Below are 20,737 nucleotides of genomic sequence, written 5' to 3'. Positions count from 1 at the left end.
AAAAAGACGCGGCCTGCCGGTCAACCAATGTGGGGGTCAACTGCGCGGCTTGGCGCGCATCGGAAAGGGTTGCATGGCGGTCTCCTGAAACGGTCGATCCGGGCCGCAAGATGCCCAGCTTTCATACCGGTTATTCGTGTCGTGACTGACCGCTGCGAGGTGTGTCGCAGCGTCTCCGCACGATCGTTCGTTTTCGTTGACTGTTGCATAGGGCTTGAGGCACAGTCAAGGAATACGGAATAGTCTTTCGCACAGCGAAATAGCGGTTTCCGGCCCGGCCGCGCAGGGGTTTTTCGCTGTCGCAGCGCGGTCAAATGCGGGCGGGTTTTCCCTGCTTTTCGGCCGCTGCCGCCGCTGTCGCGCCCGGCTTTCCGCTCGATTTCCGCCTCGATTCCGCCCCGATTTCCGCCTGGACCGCCGATCATGAAGCGCACCGCCACCGTGATTCCCGTTGTCGCCGAGCCGCCCTCGACGGTGCCGGCGAGCGCATTGCGCGATGCCGACGAGGCGGGTCCCGGAAATCCCGCGGAGGCCGAGGATCGCAGCTTCGTCACGGCGCTCGCGCGCGGTCTCGATCTGCTGCGCGCGTTCGGGCCGCAGGACGACTATCTCGGCAATGCGGAGCTGTCGCGCCGTACCGGCATTCCGCGGCCGACGGTGTCGCGGCTGACCTATACGCTGACGCGGCTCGGATACCTGGTCTATGTCGAGTCGCTGGAGAAATACCGCCTGGGCCAGGGCGCGATGGTGCTGGGTCACCGGTATCTCGCGACCTCCGGCATTCGCGAGGTCGCGCAGCCGCTGATGCAGTCGCTGGCCTTCGCCACCGGCTGCACCGTTGCCCTTGCCACGCCCGACCGCCACGAGATGGTCTATCTCGAAGTCTGCCAACCGCGCGGCGCGCTGGTGATGCGGCTGACGCCGGGCTCGCGCCTGCCGATCGCGACCTCGGCGATCGGCCGCGCCTGGCTCGCGGGTTTGCCCGCGGCGCGGCGCGCCAGCGTGCTGGGCGATCTGGAGCGCCACTATCAGACGCGCTGGCCGACGATTCGGAGCAAGCTCGAACGGTCCTTGCGCGACTACGGGCGGCGCGGCTTCTGTGTCGCGCATGCCGAATGGGACCGCACCGTCAGCGGGGCCGCCGCGCCGGTGGTGCTCGAAGGCGGCACCGAAGTGCTGTCGATCAATATCGGCGGCGCGGCCTCGCGGCTGACGCCGGAAATCCTCGAGGCGAATCTCGGCCCGCGCGTGCGTCAGCTTGCCGAGGCGCTGCAGGGCAGGCTGTGGCGCGTCCACGGCTGAGCGGACCTGGCCATCGGGACCATCACCAATACCCACGACATCTCGACCACCACAATCATCAGCACAAGGAGACAGGCATGGAGATCAGCAACAAGACCGTCGTCGTCACGGGCGGCGCCACCGGCATCGGGCGGGCACTGGTACTGGCGTTCGCCAAGGCGGGCGCGCGTGGCATCGCGGTCGCCGATCTGGACGAGCGCGGCGCGCAGCAGGTCGCCGCGGAGGCGGCCGAGCTGGCGCCGTCGTGCCAGACCTTCGGCTGCCGCACCGATGTCGCCGATGCGGCCGCGGTGCAGGCGCTGGCCGACGAGGCCACGCGCCGCTTCGGCCAGGTCGACGTGTTCTGCTCGAACGCCGGCATCATCCTGCGCAAGGGCCTCGATGCCACCGCCGACGAATGGCAGCGCATCTGGGAAATCAACGTGATGGCCCACATCCACGCCGCCAATGCCGTGCTGCCGCAGATGCTCGAGCGCGGCGACGGCTATTTCGTCAATACGGTGTCGGCGGCGGGCCTGCTGTCGCAGATCGGCTCGGCGCCGTATGCGGTGACCAAGCACGCGGCGATCGGCTTCGCCGAATGGCTGGAGATCACCTACGGCGATCGCGGCATCAAGGTCAGCTGCATCTGCCCGCAGGGCGTGCAGACGAAGATGCTGTTCGGCGAGAACGGCGAGCGCAAGGGTTTCCTGCAGGAGGGCTCGGTCACGGCCGAGCACGTGGCCGCGGTGACGCTGGAAGGCATCCGCGACGAACGCTTCCTGATCCTGCCGCATCCCGAGGTGCTCGAGTACTACCGCCGCAAGGGGCAGGACTACGACCGCTGGCTCAAGGGCATGCGGCGGCTGCAGGAGAAGGTGATGAGCGAGTTCGGCGGCATCGGCAAGCAATGACCGCCGGCACGCCGATGTTCGAGATGGATTGACCCATGGCGGCGACGGGCCGATTGAAACGATTGGCCCCGATTGGCCGCAATCGAGACGACAGAGACCGAACAAGCGTCCAACACAAAGGAGACAAAGATCATGCGGATTTCCCCATTCACCGGCGCGCTGTCCGCGCTTGCCACGGTGCTCGCCACCGCGTTCGCCGCGCCGGCGGTGCAGGCCGAAACCTATCCGGGCCGGCCGATTCGTATCGTGGTCGGCTTCCCGACCGGCGGCGCGCCGGACACGCTGGCGCGCATCGTGTCCGAGAAGATCTCGCCGTCGTGGGGCCAGCCCGTGGTAGTCGACAACAAGCCCGGCGCGGGCGGCAATATCGGCGCGGAAGCGGTGGCACGCGCGCCGGGCGACGGCTACACGCTGGCGCTCGGCACGGTCGGCACCCATTCGATCAATGGCGCGGTCTACAGCAAGCTGCCGTACGACATGGTCAAGGACTTCACGCCGGTGATCCTGCTGGCGACGACGCCCAATGTGCTGGTGGTCCATCCGGGCGTGCCGGCCAAGACCACCGCCGAGTTGATCGCGCTGGCCAAGTCCAAGCCCGGCGCGCTGACCTTCGGCACGCCCGGCATCGGCACCTCGCCCCACGTGGCCGGCGAGCTGTTCAATACGGTGGCCGGGGTCAAGATCACGCACGTGCCCTACAAGGGCCGCGCGATGGCGATCCCCGACCTGCTGGGCGGCCATATCACGATGATGTTCGACAACCTGCCGTCGGCGCTGCCGGTAATCAAGGAAGGCAAGCTGCGCGCGCTGGGCGTGACCAGCCTGAAGCGCTCGGCCTCCGCCCCGGATATTCCGACGCTGGCCGAGCAGGGGTTGAGCGGCTTCCAGGCCGACTCGTGGTTCGCGATCTTCGCGCCGGCGACCACGCCGAAGGACGTGGTGGCCAAGCTCAATACCGAGCTGAACCGGATCTTCACGCTGCCGGACGTGCAGGCCAAGCTGAAGACCCTCGGCCTCGATCCGGTGCTCGGCACGCCCGACGCGCTGGCCTCGTTCCAGAAGGCCGAGATCGCGAAGTGGGCGAAGGTGGTGAAGGACTCGGGGACGACGCCGCAGTAATCGGCGGTATCGGCAACACCGAGCGTTACGTCATGCGACGCGGTTCTCCCCTCTTCCGCCGGCGGGAGAGGGGTCGGGGGAGGGGGCAACAGCGCCCGCTATTGCCAATAGCGCCCGCAAAACCACCGCCTTTTCCTCCCCCGGGCGCGCGAGAGGGGAGCCCCGCCCCGGTTATTCCTCGAGCGCAGTAGTACCCCGTTCCGCCAGCCGGTCCGGCACGCCGCGCAAGCGCGCCAGGCTGACCGCCGCGCCAACCGCCGCCACGCAGGCCGCCACGCCCAGCGCCGTGCGCGAGGCCGACGTTCCCACCAGCGCAAACAGCAGGGCCACCACCGCGGTGCCCGTGGTCTGCCCCAGCAGCCGCGTGGTCGCCTGCGCGCCGCTGGCGCCGCCGCTGCGATGCGGCGGCGTCGCGCCGATCATCGCGCGGTTGTTCGGCGACTGGAACAGGCCGAAGCCGAGCCCGCACATCGCCATGCGCCACAGCACGTCGATGCTGCTGCTGCCGCGATCGAGCATCGCCAGCAGGACCAGCCCCGTGCACAACAGCGCGAGCCCTAGCCCGGCCAGCACGCTGGCGGGGAAACGATCCGAAAGCCGCCCTGACAGCGGCGCCATCACGGCCACCATCAGCGGCCACGGCGTGATCAACAGCCCGGTCTCCTGCAGCGATCGCCCGAGCTGGTATTCGAGATAGAAGGGCAGCGCGACGAAGGCCAGCATCTGCGTCATGAAGGAGCAGAACGACGTGCCCACCGCCAGCGTGAAGGCGCGATTCGCGAACAGGTCCACCGGCACCAGCGGCGCCGCCTTGCCGCGCTCCATCCGTGCCAGCCACCAGCCGAGCAGCATGGCCGCGATCAACCCGCCCACCGCCGCCCGGCGCAGGCCGTCATGGCCCAGGCCATCGACGCCGAGCACGAACAGGCCGATCACCACCGCCGACAGCAGCGCGCTCGGATAGTCGAACGCGCGCGGCTGCGGCGGCGTGACAGGCAGCGCCCAGCGGCTCAGGCTCAGCGCGATCACCGCCACCGGCACGTTGATGGCGAACAGCCATTGCCAGCTGGCGAACGACAGGATCAGCGCGCCGACCGACGGGCCGATGCCGGTCGTGATGCCGACCACCAGCGCGTTCAGGCCGATGCCGCGTCCGAGCTTGGTGGGCGGATAGATGTAGCGCACCAGCGCCGTGTTGACGCTCATGATGCCGGCGCCGCCGATCCCCTGCAGCACGCGCGCCGCCACCAGCATCGGCAGGTTGACCGACAGCGCGCACAGCAGCGAGCCGACCAGGAAGGTCGCCAGGCCGATCCGATAGACGCGCTTGTAGCCGAGGATGTCGCCGAGCGAGGACAGCGGCAGCAGGCAGACGGTGACCGTCAGCTGATAGGCGTTGACCACCCAGATCGTATGGCCGGGATCGGTGCCGAGCTGGCGGGAGATCGACGGCAGCGCGATATTGGCGATCGAGCCGTCGAGCACGGCCATGATCAGGCCGCAGAAGACGGTGAGGATCGCCCACTGGCGTTGCGGATGGGGAAGACCTTGATCTGAATGCATCGACGGTACGGCGGGGAAGGCGAGGATGGCGGCTGGCCGGCCCGGTGCGATCGCGCATCAAGTACGCCGCGGCGAGCGGACCGATGGCGCGGCCCGATGCTGGCCGGCGCCGGGCGGCGACATTATCGGCGCAGCGCCCCGCGCCCGCAAATCGCCGCGTTGTGGTATATCGCGCGCGCTGGAATCATGCGCACGTGCCGCGCTTTCGCACAGACATTGCAGACATGGCATCGCCGTGCGCGCCCGTAACCGGCGCCGTGCCGGTGTTCGCGATCAGCGCGCCAGCTGGCCGAGCACGCTCTCGAGCGACGACAGCCCGTTCTCGATCAGGTGCGACATGTAGACGTTCATCTGCGGCATCACCAGCATCAGCAGCAGCATGCCGCCGGCCAGCGTGACCGGGAAGCCGACCGCGAAGATCGACAGCTGCGGCGAAGCGCGGTTCAGGATGCCCAGCAGCAGGTTCAGCGTCAGCAGCGCCGCCACCAGCGGCAGCGCCAGCAGCAGGCCCGACGAGAACACCGTGCCACCCGCACGTGCGACGGCCGCCCAGCCATCGGCCGACAACGGCGTGCCGCCGATCGGCAGTGCCGAGAAGCTGTCGACCAGCGTGGCCAGCATCAGCAGGTGGCCGTCCAGCGCCAGGAACAGCAGCATCGCGACGATGCCGAGGAAGCGCCCCAGCACCATGGTCTGGCCGCCGGCGCTCGGATCGAAGAACGAGGCGAACGACAGGCCCATCTGCAGGCCGATGATTTCGCCGGCGTATTCGACCGCGGCGAACACCAGCCGCATCGTGAAGCCGAGCGCGATGCCGACGCCGATCTCGTTCAGGATCAGCAGGAAGCCGTCGAAGGAGTAGACCGGCACCACCGGCAGGTTCTCGATGGTCGGCGAGATCGCGATCGCGATCAGCGCGGCCAGGCCGATCTTGGCCTGCCGTGGTATGGTGCCCTCGCTGAACAGCGGCGCGGTGGCGATCAGCGCGAGCAGCCGGAACAGCGGCCACAGGAAGGCCGCAATCCATTCGTAGAGCTGGGCCGTGGTCACTGATACCATCGCGTCTCGCCTCTTGCCGTGGTTGTCGTTGTCTGCGCCGCTATCCGCGTCGCTAGCTGCGTCGTCATCCGTGCCGCACGTAGCCGACTCACGGCCGGCTCAGCGCACCAGCCCCGGAATGCCCTCGAACACCTCGCGCATGTAGTCGACGAAGGTGTTGATCATCCACGGCCCCACCAGCACCAGCGTGATGAACAGCGCCAGCAGCTTGGGGATGAACGAAAGTGTCATTTCGTTGATCTGCGTGGCGGCCTGGAACAGGCTGATCGCCAGGCCCGCGATCAGCGCGACCAGCAGCAGCGGGCCGGCCAGCAGCAGCGTCATCTTCATCGCCTGGGTGGCGATGGTCATTACGGTTTCCGGCGTCATTTGGCCTCCGGTGCGCTTGCGGCGTCGGCGTGGTACATCGAAGGTGGCACGTCAGGTCAGGAAGCTCTGCGCCAGCGAGCCCAGCAGCAGCTGCCAGCCATCGACCAGCACGAACAGCATCAGCTTGAACGGCAGCGAGATCGTCGCCGGCGGCACCATCATCATGCCCATCGCCATCAGCACGCTGGCAACCACCAGGTCGATGATCAGGAAGGGGATGAAGATCGTGAAGCCGATCTGGAACGCGGTCTTCAGTTCGCTGGTGACGAAGGCCGGCACCAGCACGCGCAGCGGCACGTCTTCGGGGCCCTGCATCTCCGGCGTTTTCGCCATCTGCGCGAACAGCGCGAGGTCCTTCTCGCGGGTCTGCTTCAGCATGAAGGCCTTCATCGGCGCGGCGGCGCGTTCGGCCGCCTGCTCCAGGCTGATGCGGTTCTCCGACAGCGGCTTGTAGGCCTCGGTGTAGACCCGGTCCAGCACCGGCGACATCACGAAGAAGGTCAGGAACAGCGACAGGCCGATCAGCACCTGGTTCGGCGGTGACGTGGCCGTGCCGAGCGCGGTGCGCAGCAGGCCGAGCACGATCACCACGCGGGTGAAGCCCGTCATCATCAGCAGGGCAGCCGGCAGGAAGGACAGCGAGGTCAGCAGGACCAGCGTCTGGACCGACAGCGACCAGGTCTGGCTGCCACCGGGGCCGGGGCGGCTGACGATGCCCGGCAGCGCCTGCGCGGCCGCGGGATCGGTGCCGAGCGCGAGAGCGGCGGCCAGCAGCAGGCCGAGCGTCAGCGTCAGCGGCGCTCCGGACCGACGCCGGCTGGCGGCGTACATGGTGTTCATGACTTCAGGGTCTGTTGCAGGTTCTGTTGCATCGAGCGCAGCAGCTTCTGCGCGAAGGTGGCCTTGTCGCCGAACGGGGCTTGCGGCGACATCGGCGTCGAACCCGTGCCGCGCATGCCGCCCGTGCCGGCCATCGCGGCGATCGCCTCGCCGGGCGATGCGGAGCCGGCCGGCAGCGTATGCAGCGTGCGGATTTCGCCGGCGCTGACACCGAGCACCAGCCAGGTATCGCCGACCTCGACCAGCAGCAGGCGCTGGCGTGCGCCCAGGCTGGTGCTGCCGACGACTTTCATCACACCGCCCTGGACATGCCGCACCAGGCCGGCGCGGCGCGCCAGCCAGGCAAGGCCGAGGATCAGCGCAATGATCGCGAACAGGCCGAGACCGGCCTGCGCGAGCGCGCCGGCACCGGTCGCGCCGGTCACCGCATCGGCCGCGTGCGCGAGGACCGGCAGGCCGGTCGCCGCACCGCAGATCGAGCGGGCCGCGTACGAGCGCGTGCCAGGCGCGGGCCGCAATGCGCGGCCCCGAGCGGGTTTCATTTGTTCAGCTTCCGGATGCGTTCGGACGGCGTGATGATGTCGGTCAGGCGGATGCCGAACTTGTCGTTGACCACCACCACCTCGCCCTGCGCGATCAGATAGCCGTTGACCAGCACGTCCATTGGCTCGCCGGCCAGGCCGTCGAGCTCGACCACCGAACCTTGCGCCAGTTGCAGCAGGCTCTTGATCGGTACCTTGGTGCGGCCCAGTTCGACCGTCAGTTGCACCGGGATATCGAGGATCATCTCGATATCGTTGTGGAAGCCGCTCGACGCTTCGCGCTCCAGCGGCTGGAAGACCGTCGCGGCCGCGGGCGTGGCCGTCGCCACCGTGGCGGCGGGCTCAGGCGCAGCGGTCGCGCTGGTTTGCTCGGCCAGGGCGCTCGCCCAGTCGTCCATCGGATCGGCCGGCTTGTCCTCTTTGCCGTCAGTCATGGTCGGTTTCCTTGTTGGAATCGCTGTCTTGATGATTGAACATGCGCTGCACACGCAGCGCGTACTGGCCGTTCATCGTGCCGTAGCTGCACTGCATGACCGGCACGCCGTCGACCTTGCCGATCACGTTCTCGGGCAGCTCGATCGGCAGCACGTCGCCGGCGCGCAGCGCCAGCACTTCTGCCACGGTGCTGCGCAGATGCGCGAACTCGGCCACCAGTTCCACCTCGGCGGCGCGCAGCTGTTGCGACAGCTGCTGCAGCCAGCGCTTGTCGACCTCGACTTCATCCTGCAGCGGATTCATCAGCAGATCGCGCACCGGTTCGATCATCGAGTACGGGAAGCAGACGTGCATCTGCCCGCCGACCGCGCCCAGCTCGATATGGAAGGCGGTGGTCACCACGACCTCGTTGGGGATCGCGATGTTGGCGAATTTGGTGTGCATCTCCGAGCGGACGTATTCGAACTCGATCGGATGGACCGCCTGCCAGGCGTGGCCATAGCTGGCCAGTGCCAGATCCAGCATGCGGCGGATGATGCGTTGCTCGGTCTGCGTGAAGTCGCGGCCCTCGACGCGCGTATGGAAGCGCCCGTCGCCGCCGAACAGGTTGTCGACGACCAGGAACACCAGGTTCGGGTCGAACACGAACAGCGCGGTGCCCCGCAGCGGCTTCATGTGGACCAGGTTCAGGTTGGTCGGCACCGGCAGGTTGCGCACGAACTCGCCGTATTTCTCGATCCTGATCGAACCGACCGAGATATCCGCGCCGCGGCGGATGAAGTTGAACAGCGCCGTGCGCAGCTGGCGCGCGAAACGCTCGTTGATGATTTCCAGCGTATGCAGCCGGCCGCGGACGATGCGCTCCTGGGTCGCCAGGTTGTAGGGCCGCACGCCGTCTTCGGAGACCGGCGCCACGGCCTCGGGCGTCTCGGCCTCGCCGGATACGCCCTTGAGCAGCTCGTCTACTTCATCCTGCGAGAGGAATTTGTCGTAAGCCATTTAATGTCCTGCCCCAATGAACGACTGGATTAAAGAAGCGCCGCGCGCACGCCGGCCTGGGCGCGCGCGAGGTGCGCATCGGCGGGCGAGAGTCGGGTGGTCGGCTTCATATCGGGTTGGCAAGCGGGGCAGGGCACGGGCTTACTGCACCACGAAGGAAGTGAACAGGACATCCACGATCTGTTGGCTCGGCAGCGCCGGTGCGAACGGCTTTGCCAGCGCCTGCTTGATTTCTTCGGCGAGCTTCTGCTTGCCCTCGACGGTCGACAGCTCCGGCGGCTGCTTGGCCGACAGCAACAGCAGGATGCGGCTGCGCGCCTCCGGCAGATATTCGGCGATGCGCGCCTGCGTCTGCGTGTCGGCCACCTTGACCGACAGGCCGGTGTGCAGGAAGCGGTCGCCGTCCTCGCCCTTCAGGTTGACGGTGAAGGCGTCGAGCGCGACAAAGATCGGCGCCGGAACCACGGGGGCGGCCGGCGCGGCGGGTGCGCGGTTGTTCAGCAGGCTGCCGAGGAAGAAACTTCCCGCGCCCAGCACGGCCGCGACCGCGACACCGGCGAGAATCAGCACCCCGCGCTTGCTGGAGCTGGGTGCCTGGGGAGTCGTGAGCGTTTTCGCCATGAGATGCCTGTATCGGAATGCCACGCCATTCTCGGTGAATCGGTGGCGGGCAATGGGCCGAAAAAAAGGGGGAAACCCGCTCAGCTTGGCCGTTTGAGTCGAGCGGGAGCGACCGTCGGCGGCAGCGGACGGTCATCTCATGGGTTAACGTTGGTGGCCGGCGGAACTTGAGCGGGCTGTCATCGGCGGGTCATTGCCGGGCGCCAGACTCGCGGGATTTCCATCCACGAGAGCCTGCGCATGCGCCGTCCCGCCGTCCGTTCCGCCGCCTGTTCCGTCGCCACTTCCCTCGATCCTTCGATCGAGGCCGTCGTTGCGTCCGCCGATGCGCCCGCCATTGCGCCGGCCATTGCGCCGGCCGGCGCGCCCGGCCGCCGTGCCGGGACCCGGGTAGTGGGCCTCGCCGCGCTGGTGATGTCGACCGCGCTGCTCGCCGCCTGCGGGGGCGATGACGACCAGGACGACGGCCCGCGGCGTTCGGTGGGCGCGGTCCGGCTGATCGGCGAGCAGACGCTGCCCAACGATCTGCAGGTCGGCGGCACCACGGTGGGCGGCCTGTCCGGCATCGACTACGATCCCGCGGCCAATCTCTGGTATCTGGTCTCGGACGACCGCTCGGACAAGCAGCCGGCGCGCTTCTATACGGCGCGGATCAGCTATGACTCGGCTCGCCTGCAGCCGGTGCAGATCGCCAGCGTCGTGACGCTGCGCCAGGCCGACGGCAGTGCCTACCCCAACCGCACGGCGGGCGGCGTCGTGCCCGATCCCGAGGCGATCCGCTTCGATCCGTCCACCGGCGGCCTGTGGTGGACCAGCGAGGGCGATCGCGTGCTCGGCCTCGATCCCTTCGTCGCGCGGGCCCGCACGGACGGCACGCTGAGCGGGACGCTGCCGCTGCCGGCGGCGTTCCAAATGTCGCCCACGCAGGAAACCGGCTCGCGCAACAACGCGACGTTCGAGGGACTGTCGCTGTCGGCCGCCGGCAAGTCGCTGTGGGTCAGCATGGAGGGGCCGCTGTACCAGGACGGGCCGCTGCCGACGCCGTCGTCCGGCTCGGTTTCCCGGCTGCTGCGCTACGACCGCAACGGCAATGTGCTGGCGCAGTATGTCTATCCACTCGACGCAATCCCGGCCGCGCCAGCCCCGGGGCGCAGCGCCGACAACGGCGTGACCGAGATCCTGGCGATCGACGACAACCGGCTGCTGACGCTGGAGCGCGCCGGCGTGCAGGGCGCCGATGGCAACTTCACTACCTATGTGCGGCTGTACCAGATCGATATCCGCGGCGCGACCGACGTGCGCAACCTGGACCGGCTGGCCGGCGCCAGCTACGTGCCGGTGCGGAAACGGCTGGTGCAGAACCTGAACGCGCTGGGGCTGAAGACCGTCGACAACATCGAGGGCATGGCCTGGGGACCGAAGCTGGCCAATGGCCGCGACAGCCTGGTGCTGGTGTCGGACAACAACTTCAACGCGACGCAGATCACGCAGGTGCTGGCGTTCGAGGTGGTGCCGGAGTAGAAGAGGGGGCCGGCGCTGGCGGCGTTCCTCGGCTTTCGTCAGCCGCCGTCAGCCACCGTCAGCCACGTCAGCCGCCGTCAGCGCCCGTAGCCGTACCCGTCGTAGCCGCGGCCGTCGTATGGCTGGTCCGGATAGCCCTGCTGGTAGGCCGGCGGATAACCGCGGCGGTCCTCGCCGTATTGCCGCTGTCGCGCCGGCCCGTCGGCCCGGATGCGGGCGGCACGGATCGGCCCGGCCGCTTCCAGCGGCCCGTTGACGATCAGGTCGCCCTGCACGCGCAGGGGGCCATGCACGGTCAGCGGGCCGTTGAAGGTGCGCTGCGGCGCCCCCCGCATCGACGGGCCGTCGTCCGTCTCGAACCATTGCCCGGTGACCGGCCCGCGTACCCGCACGCGGCCATCGACCTCGACCGGGCCCTGCACCGTCACCGGCCCGTTGACGACCAGCGTGCCGGCCACCGTCATCGGGCCGGATTCGACAGGCTGCGCCTGTGCCTGGCCGGCCAGCATCGTCACGCCGCACATGGCCATGGCGGCCAGCCCTCGGCGCAGGGCAAAAATTCCTGCATTCACACCGTTCTCCCCATGATTCGGCAGCCTCAGTTGTACCGCGCGGCGAGGCGCCCTGGGGCCGCCGTTTCCCTTTGTTGCCAACGACTTACGGCGGTTACACCCGGTAACGGCGGGGCAGTGTCGCGTGGCTGTTGCCAGGTCGTCAGTCCTAAGTCTTATATAAGATATAAGACGTTTGACCGAGGACCGGCGTTGAGCGTACAATCGCGATCACAACGGTGTTGTTTAACCCCTATTCCTCTATCACCCCGCAGGCTCCCATGCTCGAAAACTATCGCGCCCATGTCGCCGAACGCGCCGCGCTTGGCATTCCTCCGCTGCCGCTGTCCGCGCAGCAGACCGCCGAACTGATCGAACTGCTGAAGAATCCGCCCGCCGGCGAAGAGCAGACCCTGCTGGACCTGATCACCTACCGCGTGCCCGCCGGCGTCGATGACGCCGCCAAGGTCAAGGCCTCGTACCTGGCCGCCGTCGCCCTCAGCAAGGAAGCCTGCGCGCTGATCAGCCGCGCCCGTGCCACCGAACTGCTCGGCACGATGCTCGGCGGCTATAACATCTCGCCGCTGATCGAGCTGCTGGACGACGCCGAAGTCGGCACCGTCGCCGCCGACGCGCTGAAGAAGACCCTGCTGATGTTCGACGCCTTCCACGACGTCAAGGAAAAGGCCGACAAGGGCAACGCCAATGCGCGCGCCGTGCTGCAAAGCTGGGCCGACGCCGAATGGTTCACCAGCCGTCCGGAAGTCCCGCAAAGCCTGACCGTGACCGTCTTCAAGGTCCCGGGCGAAACCAATACCGACGACCTGTCGCCGGCGCCGGACGCCACCACCCGCCCCGACATCCCGCTGCACGCGCTGGCGATGCTGAAGAACAAGCGCGAGGGCGCCGCGTTCCAGCCCGAGGAAGACGGCAAGCGCGGCCCGGTCAAGTTCATCGAAGCGCTGAAGGAAAAGGGCCACCTGGTCGCTTACGTCGGCGACGTGGTCGGTACCGGCTCGAGCCGCAAGTCCGCCACCAACTCGGTGCTGTGGTTCACCGGCGAAGACATCCCCTTCGTGCCGAACAAGCGCTTCGGCGGCGTGTGCCTGGGCGGCAAGATCGCCCCGATCTTCTACAACACGATGGAAGACGCCGGCGCGCTGCCGATCGAGCTCGACGTGTCGAAGATGGAAATGGGCGACGTGGTCGAGCTGCGTCCCTATGAGGGCAAGGCGCTGAAGAACGGCGAAGTCATCGCCGAATTCCAGGTCAAGTCCGACGTGCTGTTCGACGAAGTGCGCGCCGGCGGCCGCATTCCGCTGATCATCGGCCGCGGCCTGACCGCCAAGGCGCGCGAAGCGCTGGGCCTGGCGCCGTCGACGCTGTTCCGCCTGCCGCAGAACCCGGCCGACACCGGCAAGGGTTACACGCTGGCGCAGAAGATGGTCGGCCGCGCCTGCGGCCTGCCGGAAGGCAAGGGCATCCGCCCGGGCACCTACTGCGAACCGAAGATGACCTCGGTGGGCTCGCAGGACACCACCGGCCCGATGACCCGCGACGAACTGAAGGACCTGGCCTGCCTGGGCTTCTCGGCCGACCTGGTGATGCAGTCGTTCTGCCACACCGCCGCCTATCCGAAGCCGGTCGACGTCAAGACGCACCACACGCTGCCGCAATTCATCAGCACCCGCGGCGGCATCTCGCTGCGCCCGGGCGACGGCGTCATCCACTCGTGGCTGAACCGCATGCTGCTGCCCGACACCGTCGGCACCGGCGGCGACTCGCACACCCGCTTCCCGATCGGCATCAGCTTCCCGGCCGGCTCGGGCCTGGTGGCCTTTGCCGCCGCCACCGGCGTGATGCCGCTGGACATGCCGGAATCGGTGCTGGTCCGCTTCAAGGGCAAGATGCAGCCGGGCGTCACGCTGCGTGACCTGGTCAATGCGATCCCGCTGTATGCGATCAAGCAGGGTCTGCTGACCGTTGCCAAGCAGGGCAAGAAGAACATCTTCTCCGGCCGCATCCTGGAAATCGAAGGCCTGCCCGACCTGAAGGTCGAGCAAGCGTTCGAACTGTCCGACGCCTCGGCCGAGCGCTCGGCCGCCGGCTGCACGGTGCGCCTGAACAAGGAACCGATCATCGAATACATCAACAGCAACATCACGCTGCTGAAGTGGATGATCGCCGAGGGCTACCAGGACGCCCGCAGCCTGTCGCGCCGCATCAAGGCGATGGAAGCGTGGCTGGCCGATCCGAAGCTGCTCGAGCCGGACGCCGACGCCGAGTACGCCGCCGTGATCGAGATCGACCTGGCCGACGTGCACGAGCCGATCGTCGCCTGCCCGAACGACCCGGACGACGTGAAGACGCTGTCCGACGTCGCCGGCGCCAAGATCGACGAAGTGTTCATCGGCAGCTGCATGACCAACATCGGCCACTTCCGCGCCGCGTCGAAGCTGCTGGAAGGAAAGCGCGACATCCCGGTCAAGCTGTGGGTCGCGCCGCCGACCAAGATGGACCAGAAGCAGCTGACCGAGGAAGGCCACTACGGCGTGTTCGGCACCGCCGGCGCGCGGACCGAAATGCCGGGCTGCTCGCTGTGCATGGGCAACCAGGCACAGGTGCGCGAAGGCGCGACGGTGATGTCGACCTCGACCCGCAACTTCCCGAACCGCCTGGGCAAGAACACCAACGTGTATCTGGGCTCCGCGGAACTGGCCGCCATCTGCTCGCGCCTCGGCCGCATCCCGACCAAGGAAGAGTACATGGCCGACATGGGCGTGCTCAACGCCAATGGCGACAAGATCTACCGCTACATGAACTTCGATCAGATCGAGGACTTCAAGGGGGTGGCGGATACGGTGACGGTTTGATGGCAGGGATTTGATCTGGTCTTTGGGGTTTGGGTTGGCGATTGTCCCGAGCCCCAGGGACTGAGCTGAACTGCTTTTGGATTTGTTGCTGTTGGAAAGCCTCGGAGGCGAAAGTCTCCGGGGCTTTTTGTCTTGGCGCGACTTGTTGGAGGGCGATTCTGTTGCCGCGTCCTCCCGAGCGGGGTCTTGTGTCGGCTTGACCGTCATCGGTTTACAAACAATAATGAAATCACCATAGTTGTAAACTAGCCTGCCCGGGAGGTGCGATGATTGGAAACCGACTGAAGAGGGCACGTGAGGCGCTCGGCCTTTCCTTGCGCGACCTCGAAGCGACCATCGAGGGCCTGGTGTCTGCACAAGCCATCGGCAAATACGAGCGAGACGAGATGATGCCGAGTTCCACCGTACTTCTTGCCATGGCGAAGGCGCTGCGCGTCTCCCCCGAATTCCTGCTCAGCGAACGGAAGATCGAGCTGACCGGCGTCGACTTTCGCAAGGCGCCCCATACGGCTGCGAGGGAGGAGCGCGCGGTCGAGGCGGCGGTACTGGATCACGTCGAGCGCTATCTCGAGCTGGAAGAACTGCTGGCGGCGGAGGACGGCGCCTGGTCTCCGCCACGCGGCGCCGCGTTCGCCATCGGTGATATCGAAGATGCCGAACCTGCCGCGGACACGCTGCGGCGCCTCTGGTCGCTGGGGACCGACCCGATCCCGGCAATGACCGAATTGCTCGAAGACATGGGCATCAAGGTGATCGCGCTCGATCTGCCAGAGTGTTTCTCGGGCTCCAAGGCGTTCGTCCAGCAAAGCGGGCAGCGCGATGTCCCCGTGATCGTCATCAACAAGAATCACAACGGCGAGCGTCAACGCTTCACGCTGGCGCACGAGCTTGGGCATCTGGTGCTCTGCTTCGCGGAGTTGAGCGACGCGGAGCAGGAAAAGGCGGCGGACCGCTTTGCCGGCGCCTTGCTGATGCCGAAGGAAATGATGACTCGGCTATTGGGCAGCCATCGCACGTCCATTTCGATCGGCGAACTGGTGGAGCTGAAGAAGATTTTCCAGGTCAGCGTTGCGTCGCTGGCAGTACGGTGCTCGCAGCTTGGCGTGATATCGAAGGCCGCCTACGGCCGCCTGTGGGGACAAATTCGGGGAATGGGCTGGAACAGCCCCGGATCCAATGAACCTCACAAGCTTCCGGCCGAAGTGCCACAACGCATGGAACGCATGTGCCTGCGAGCCGTCGCAGAGCAGGCCATTTCGGAAGCGAAAGGCGCTGAGCTGCTCAGGATCAGCGTCCGCGAACTGGATCGCCGCTTGATGGGGCACGTCCACTGATTCGCCATGATCATCCTCGTTTCGGATACGTCTGTTCTGATCGATTTGGAACGAGGGGGATTGCTCGAAGCCTCGTTTTCGTGCGGCTTGACGATGATCGTGCCCGATCTGCTCTACGAGCGGGAGCTCGAAGCGGAAAACGGGCCGCTCTTGAGGAAGCTGGGGCTTGGAGTGGTGGCCCTCACGCCCGATGAAGTGGCATTCGCCCAGCGAGTGAGAACCGAACGGCGAAAGTTGTCACTGCCGGATTGCTTTGCGCTCAGTTGCGCCACACGGCCGAACCACGTTCTTGTCACGGGAGACGGGGAGTTGCGAGCCGAAGCTATATCCAGGCTGGGAAAGGTGTATGGGCTGCTTTGGCTGCTCGATCAAATGGCGTCTTCAGGGGTGTTGTCGAGTTCTCAGCTTCACGAAGGATTGTCTCGGATAGCTGCGCATCCGCGGTGTCGGTTGCCGCAAGGTGAGGTGAGGATTCGACTGAGCGCTTGGGCGCCGGCGTAGTTCGGTCGATGTAAAGCTGAGATGACAGCTCTGGTCAGCCTGACAGCGAGACAGGTACCCAACGATGGAGGGGTACGGAAATAGCGGACTGTGGTCGATAGCCAGGAGCGTTCCCGTTGCGCGTGCGACGCCATCACGTCGGTATCGGTCGGCGCACAGCGACCCGCGAACGTATTTGCCGCGCTTATTTTCGTCCTGGCCTTCTGCCACTACCGCTTCCCAGATTCATAAAATGAAGATCAATCACAGCATTATCACTATCCTTGCCGTCTCTACCCTGGCGTTGACCGGCTGCGCGTCCGTCGACATGGCGAGCAAGGAGCAGTCCGACCAGGCCAAGCAGTTCAGCGCCCCCAGCGCAGGCAACTCTGGAATCTATGTCTACCGCAATAGCTTCGTCGGCAAGTCGCTGAAGAAGGACATTTGGGTGGACGGCAAGTGCCTGGGCGAAAGCGCATCGGACGTGTTCTTCTACACGCAGGTCGAAGGCGGCAAGAAGCACAAGATCGAAACGGAATCGGAGTTTTCGCCGAACGCCCTGGAAGTGGCCATGGAAGCCGGCAAGAACTACTTTGTGCGCCAGTTCATCAAGCTCGGCGCTTTTGTTGGCGGGGCCGATCTGGAGCTGATTCCCGAAGAGCAAGGCAAGGCCGACGTGGCCAAGCTCGAATTGGCAAAGTCGGGCACCTGCAGCCAGTAAGACGTCTGATTTGGCGGTCGGTCACGCGCCGTGAGCGTATTGTCCGACCGCGCTTCCCCCGGCAATCCCCGAACGCCCCTCGTTACGCGACCTCTTCGCACGGTGCAACGAAGGCCGCACACCTACGGCGGTTGGGTGCAAATATTCCACGCCGAAAATACAATCCATACGCCTTCTCAAAAGGCGAACAAATACAAAACGAACAAAAGCAGACCTCGGGGGGTCATCCATGCGTGTTCTTGTTCCATTGCTGTTGGCCACGGCTTTGGGCTTTGCCGGTTGCGCGCAAACGCCTGAAGAACAGTTGGCACCGCGCTCGTCCACGGTGCGCCTGTGCGACGGGAATGCCTGCACCGAACAGGATCGACGCGTAGCAACAGCGCAACTCGCGTCGAACGAAGCCGATCCGCGTATGCAGGCATTGGCCAACGTGGCCGAGAAGAATCCGGACGCGGCCTACGACCTGGGCCTGCGCCTTCTGCGCGGCGACGGCGTGAAGCGCGACAGCTATCAGGCCCTGGAATGGCTGCGCAAGGCCGGCGACAACGGTCATACGCAGGCGCAACTGGCGCTTGGCCGAATTTATCTGATGGGCTTTGAGGAAATGGGTTCGGACCCTGCCGAAGCCGAGGCTTGGCTGATGCGAGCCGCAGCCAAGGGCAGCAAGGAAGCCAAAGAGTTGATTCCGCAGGCTCAGGCTGCCAAGAAAGACGAACAAAGCGCGTACCGAGTCCGCGAGGCTTATCGCACCTCCTGGATTGCCTGGTACAGCAGCTATCCGTATTACTGGGTATGGGGCCCTTCCGGCTGGTATCACCGCTAAGCCTTCCCACCCGGATTTTTTCGTCAATTTCCTCGACAGGAACGCCCTATCATGCCCAAGAATATTTCCTTGCGCGCGGCCGCATTGGCCGCGTCTCTGGTTCTCGCTGGCTGCGCCACGGCCGGCGGCGGTCTGATCAGCACCGGCACCGCGCCCACCGCTGCCACCGGCGCCGCGGGTGGCGCCACCAGCGTGAATGCCAATGCTTCCCTGGAGCGTTGCGACGCGCCGCTGGGCACGCTGGCGGTGGACGACGGCCGGGGCAAGGAGTGGTACGCGAGCTTTGGCGCGGCCACCAAGGTCACCAGCATCGAGCCGCTGATCCGTCTGGCCGTGCAGCAGTCGAACTGCTTCGTGATCACGTCGATCGGCAACAATCGCACCGAAAGCAAGCTGTCGAACATCACCGACAAGCAGCGCAATTCCGGTGAATTCCGCGCAGGCTCGCGCCAGCAGAAGGGCCAGCGCGTAGCGGCCGACTACTACATGGAGCCGGCCATCATCATCGACAACGACTCCACCGGCCAGCTGGCTGCCGGTGTTGGCGGCCTGTTCGGCAGCGTCGGCGCGCTTGTGGGCGGTGCCATGCAAAGCAAGGCATCGGTCGTGACGCTGACCATGTTCGACATCCGTTCGGGCGTGCAGGTCTCCATCTCGGAAGGCAATTCGACGGCGACGAACTTTGGCGCCGCCCTGGGCGCGTTCGGCGGCAATACGGCCGGCGGCCTGGGTGGTTTCTCTCGCACGCCGGAAGGCAAGGCCACCGTCGCGGCATTCATGGACGCGTACAACAACATGGTGATCTCGCTGCGCAACTACAAGGCGCAGGAGGTCAAGGGCGGACTGGGACGAGGCGGGCGGCTGAAGGTCGGCTCGTAAATTCCTTCGACGATCGCCCGCGTTTGCCGTCATCTGCCGCTCGCCAGAAGCCGGTGGATGCATGGAGCGCGGGGGGATCGGTTCTGCATTACCGCGTAGGGGACCTTTGTCCCGCGAGAGCCCGCAAGACCTTACGCGACCGCGATACAACCCGGCCACCGGGAAGTATGCGAAGAAGGCGATCATCGCCGCGCCCCGGCAGGCCTCATGGCCTTGTCGGGGCGTTTTTCGTTTGGGCCAGGAAGCACGGCGGCCCCTGCTGATGGCTGAGGCAGAGGGGCCGGGCGTGATGCCGCCCGACAGCAAATAGCCAGCCCCGCCAGCCAGCCGGCGACCACCGGAACGGCGGCACCCTGAATTTTTGGGCCCTTGTCCGAGCCCTCGCCCCATCGCTCGCTGTCTTCTCGAGATTCCGCGGGTATCGCCACGCGCGCACAAAGGCGAGCCAAATACTTGGCACCCGACGCGCTTCGCCATCGGGTGAGGGAATTGGCGCCCCGCGGACAACATGCTGTTTCTACACGCGCGCCTAGTGCCTACAAACAATGGTGGCTAGGATTCAACGCAACCCGTCAAGTACCAATACATCGATCCATTGCGATGGCGGTGGGTGCGATGCCCATCCGTTTTCCTGATTCACTCACTTCGCCAATCGTTCGTCCAGTGAAAGACGGGGGACCTTCGCTCGGAGCTTTATCCGTTCATTTTGTTCGCACGACCTGACAAGAGTCTTGATGCCATGAAACCTGCATCTACATCGCCGTCCGTCTCTGAGGGAATCACCCGCCGCCAACTGCTCTCGCTCGGAACGAGTGCCGCGGTAGCTGCGTCCTTGCCCTTCACGGCCACGGCTGCTTCGACGACGTCCACCGCGCAGAAGACCGCGGCAACCTCACAGGGGAATTTCGCCATGAACTATGTCACTACCAAGGACGGTGTCCAGATCTTCTTCAAGGACTGGGGTCCTGCCGATGCGACGCCGATCGTCTTCTCTCATGGATGGCCGCTGAGCTCCGACGATTGGGACGCCCAGATGATGTTCTTCCTTGCCAAGGGCTATCGCGTCATTGCCCATGATCGGCGCGGCCATGGCCGCTCGTCGCAGGTTTGGCAAGGACACGATATGGACCACTACGCCGACGACCTGGCAGCGGTGGTAAGCCATCTTGATCTCAAGGGCGCCATCCACGTGGGTCACTCCACTGGCGGTGGCGAAGTCGTGCGCTACCTGGCGCGGCACGGCGAGAAGCGGGCCTCGAAGGCTTGCCTGATTGCCGCGGTTCCGCCGCTGATGGTCAAGACGTCATCCCATCCGGGCGGCCTGCCGAAGGAGGTGTTTGACGGCCTGCAATTGCAGACGGCCACCAATCGGGCACAGTTTTTCCGGGATCTTCCCGCGGGGCCGTTCTATGGTTTCAACCGGCCGGGCGCAAAGCCTCAGGAAGGCCTTATCCAGAACTGGTGGCGACAAGCCATGATGGGCAGCGCGAAGGCGCATTACGACGGCATCGTGGCGTTCTCGCAGACCGACTTTACCGAGGATCTGAAGAAGATCAATTTACCCGTGCTGGTGATGCACGGCGATGACGATCAGATTGTGCCCTACTCGGAATCGGGCCCCTTGTCGGCCAAGCTCTTGAAGAAAGGCATCCTGAAGACGTACAAAGGCTTCCCGCACGGAATGCCGACGACGCAGGCGGAGGTCATCAACGCGGATCTCCTGGAGTTCCTGAAGGCCTGATCGGCGGAAGCCGCAGACAACTGCCGGGTCCGCTTCGAAGCGGACCGGCAGTCGCCCCCATCAGCACTCGCA

Annotated in this window: 20 protein-coding genes; 11 read left to right on the top strand and 9 right to left on the bottom strand. The window is 65.9% G+C overall.

Annotated elements, in window-relative coordinates:
* The first annotated feature begins 423 nt into the window (after positions 1–423).
* The 3 genes from K7G19_RS07990 (at position 424) to K7G19_RS07980 (ending at position 3,314) form a co-directional block, all read left to right on the top strand.
* The gene (locus K7G19_RS07990) at positions 424–1,302 is read left to right on the top strand and encodes an IclR family transcriptional regulator (RefSeq protein ID WP_149316431.1); all 879 of its coding nucleotides are present in this window, start codon (positions 424–426) and stop codon (positions 1,300–1,302) included.
* Positions 1,303–1,379: 77 nt separating this feature from the next.
* A complete protein-coding gene (locus K7G19_RS07985; protein ID WP_226106743.1) occupies positions 1,380–2,195 on the top strand; it encodes an SDR family oxidoreductase in 816 nt (271 codons plus the stop codon).
* Positions 2,196–2,327: 132 nt separating this feature from the next.
* Positions 2,328–3,314: a tripartite tricarboxylate transporter substrate binding protein gene (locus K7G19_RS07980; RefSeq protein WP_149316429.1), complete on the top strand. Its 987-nt coding sequence runs from the start codon at positions 2,328–2,330 to the stop codon at positions 3,312–3,314.
* Positions 3,315–3,485: 171 nt separating this feature from the next.
* Here K7G19_RS07980 and K7G19_RS07975 read toward each other — a convergent pair whose 3' ends face one another.
* The 8 genes from K7G19_RS07975 to fliL all read right to left on the bottom strand — a co-directional run bounded on the left by K7G19_RS07975 (position 3,486) and on the right by fliL (position 9,742).
* A complete protein-coding gene (locus K7G19_RS07975) occupies positions 3,486–4,877 on the bottom strand; it encodes an MFS transporter (protein ID WP_226106741.1) in 1,392 nt (463 codons plus the stop codon).
* Positions 4,878–5,150: 273 nt separating this feature from the next.
* A complete protein-coding gene (fliR, locus tag K7G19_RS07970; protein WP_226106739.1) occupies positions 5,151–5,936 on the bottom strand; it encodes a flagellar biosynthetic protein FliR in 786 nt (261 codons plus the stop codon).
* Positions 5,937–6,035: 99 nt separating this feature from the next.
* On the bottom strand, positions 6,036–6,305 hold the full coding sequence (gene fliQ / locus K7G19_RS07965) for a flagellar biosynthesis protein FliQ (protein ID WP_149316426.1): 270 nt from the start codon (positions 6,303–6,305) through the stop codon (positions 6,036–6,038).
* 51 nt (positions 6,306–6,356) lie between these two features.
* Positions 6,357–7,145 carry a flagellar type III secretion system pore protein FliP gene (gene fliP / locus K7G19_RS07960; RefSeq protein ID WP_150082895.1) on the bottom strand — a complete coding sequence of 263 codons (789 nt, stop codon included), beginning with the start codon at positions 7,143–7,145 and terminating at the stop codon, positions 6,357–6,359.
* Positions 7,142–7,687, bottom strand: coding sequence for a flagellar biosynthetic protein FliO (gene fliO / locus K7G19_RS07955; RefSeq protein WP_226106737.1), 546 nt, complete (start codon positions 7,685–7,687; stop codon positions 7,142–7,144). Before fliO ends, fliP begins: the two co-directional genes overlap by 4 nt.
* A complete protein-coding gene (gene fliN, locus K7G19_RS07950; protein ID WP_006576009.1) occupies positions 7,684–8,121 on the bottom strand; it encodes a flagellar motor switch protein FliN in 438 nt (145 codons plus the stop codon). The genes fliO and fliN overlap by 4 nt, the downstream gene beginning before the upstream one ends.
* Positions 8,114–9,121 carry a flagellar motor switch protein FliM gene (gene fliM, locus K7G19_RS07945; RefSeq protein WP_150082893.1) on the bottom strand — a complete coding sequence of 336 codons (1,008 nt, stop codon included), beginning with the start codon at positions 9,119–9,121 and terminating at the stop codon, positions 8,114–8,116. The genes fliN and fliM overlap by 8 nt, the downstream gene beginning before the upstream one ends.
* A 141-nt stretch (positions 9,122–9,262) precedes the next feature.
* Positions 9,263–9,742: a flagellar basal body-associated protein FliL gene (gene fliL, locus K7G19_RS07940; protein ID WP_023265181.1), complete on the bottom strand. Its 480-nt coding sequence runs from the start codon at positions 9,740–9,742 to the stop codon at positions 9,263–9,265.
* A gap of 240 nt (positions 9,743–9,982) precedes the next feature.
* Here fliL and K7G19_RS07935 point away from each other — a divergent pair, with 240 nt between their 5' ends.
* Positions 9,983–11,263 carry an esterase-like activity of phytase family protein gene (locus K7G19_RS07935; protein ID WP_226106735.1) on the top strand — a complete coding sequence of 427 codons (1,281 nt, stop codon included), beginning with the start codon at positions 9,983–9,985 and terminating at the stop codon, positions 11,261–11,263.
* A gap of 77 nt (positions 11,264–11,340) precedes the next feature.
* Here the strand turns inward: K7G19_RS07935 and K7G19_RS07930 are convergent, their stop codons facing one another.
* Positions 11,341–11,835: a hypothetical protein gene (locus K7G19_RS07930; RefSeq protein ID WP_150082892.1), complete on the bottom strand. Its 495-nt coding sequence runs from the start codon at positions 11,833–11,835 to the stop codon at positions 11,341–11,343.
* Between the two features lie 260 nt (positions 11,836–12,095).
* Here K7G19_RS07930 and acnB point away from each other — a divergent pair, with 260 nt between their 5' ends.
* From acnB to K7G19_RS07895, 7 genes are all read left to right on the top strand, one after another.
* Entirely contained in the window at positions 12,096–14,687 is a 2,592-nt protein-coding gene (gene acnB, locus K7G19_RS07925; RefSeq protein WP_226106733.1) for a bifunctional aconitate hydratase 2/2-methylisocitrate dehydratase, read from the top strand.
* A gap of 266 nt (positions 14,688–14,953) precedes the next feature.
* A complete protein-coding gene (locus tag K7G19_RS07920; RefSeq protein ID WP_226106731.1) occupies positions 14,954–16,021 on the top strand; it encodes an XRE family transcriptional regulator in 1,068 nt (355 codons plus the stop codon).
* Positions 16,022–16,027: 6 nt separating this feature from the next.
* On the top strand, positions 16,028–16,522 hold the full coding sequence (locus K7G19_RS07915; protein ID WP_150082891.1) for a hypothetical protein: 495 nt from the start codon (positions 16,028–16,030) through the stop codon (positions 16,520–16,522).
* A gap of 232 nt (positions 16,523–16,754) precedes the next feature.
* The gene (locus K7G19_RS07910) at positions 16,755–17,222 is read left to right on the top strand and encodes a DUF2846 domain-containing protein (protein ID WP_226106729.1); all 468 of its coding nucleotides are present in this window, start codon (positions 16,755–16,757) and stop codon (positions 17,220–17,222) included.
* A gap of 229 nt (positions 17,223–17,451) precedes the next feature.
* Positions 17,452–18,045 (top strand): tetratricopeptide repeat protein, encoded by a 594-nt coding sequence (locus K7G19_RS07905; protein WP_149316416.1) that lies wholly within the window; start codon positions 17,452–17,454, stop codon positions 18,043–18,045.
* 51 nt (positions 18,046–18,096) lie between these two features.
* Positions 18,097–18,924, top strand: coding sequence for a penicillin-binding protein activator LpoB (locus K7G19_RS07900; RefSeq protein ID WP_226106727.1), 828 nt, complete (start codon positions 18,097–18,099; stop codon positions 18,922–18,924).
* A 910-nt stretch (positions 18,925–19,834) separates the two neighbouring features.
* A complete protein-coding gene (locus K7G19_RS07895) occupies positions 19,835–20,665 on the top strand; it encodes an alpha/beta fold hydrolase (RefSeq protein WP_149316414.1) in 831 nt (276 codons plus the stop codon).
* Positions 20,666–20,737 lie beyond the last annotated feature (72 nt).

This window comes from Cupriavidus sp. DB3, from assembly GCF_020418465.1.
Lineage (GTDB): Bacteria > Pseudomonadota > Gammaproteobacteria > Burkholderiales > Burkholderiaceae > Cupriavidus > Cupriavidus cauae.
Note: the sequence above shows the minus strand (reverse complement) of the source record. Positions and strands in the feature narration are given on the sequence as shown.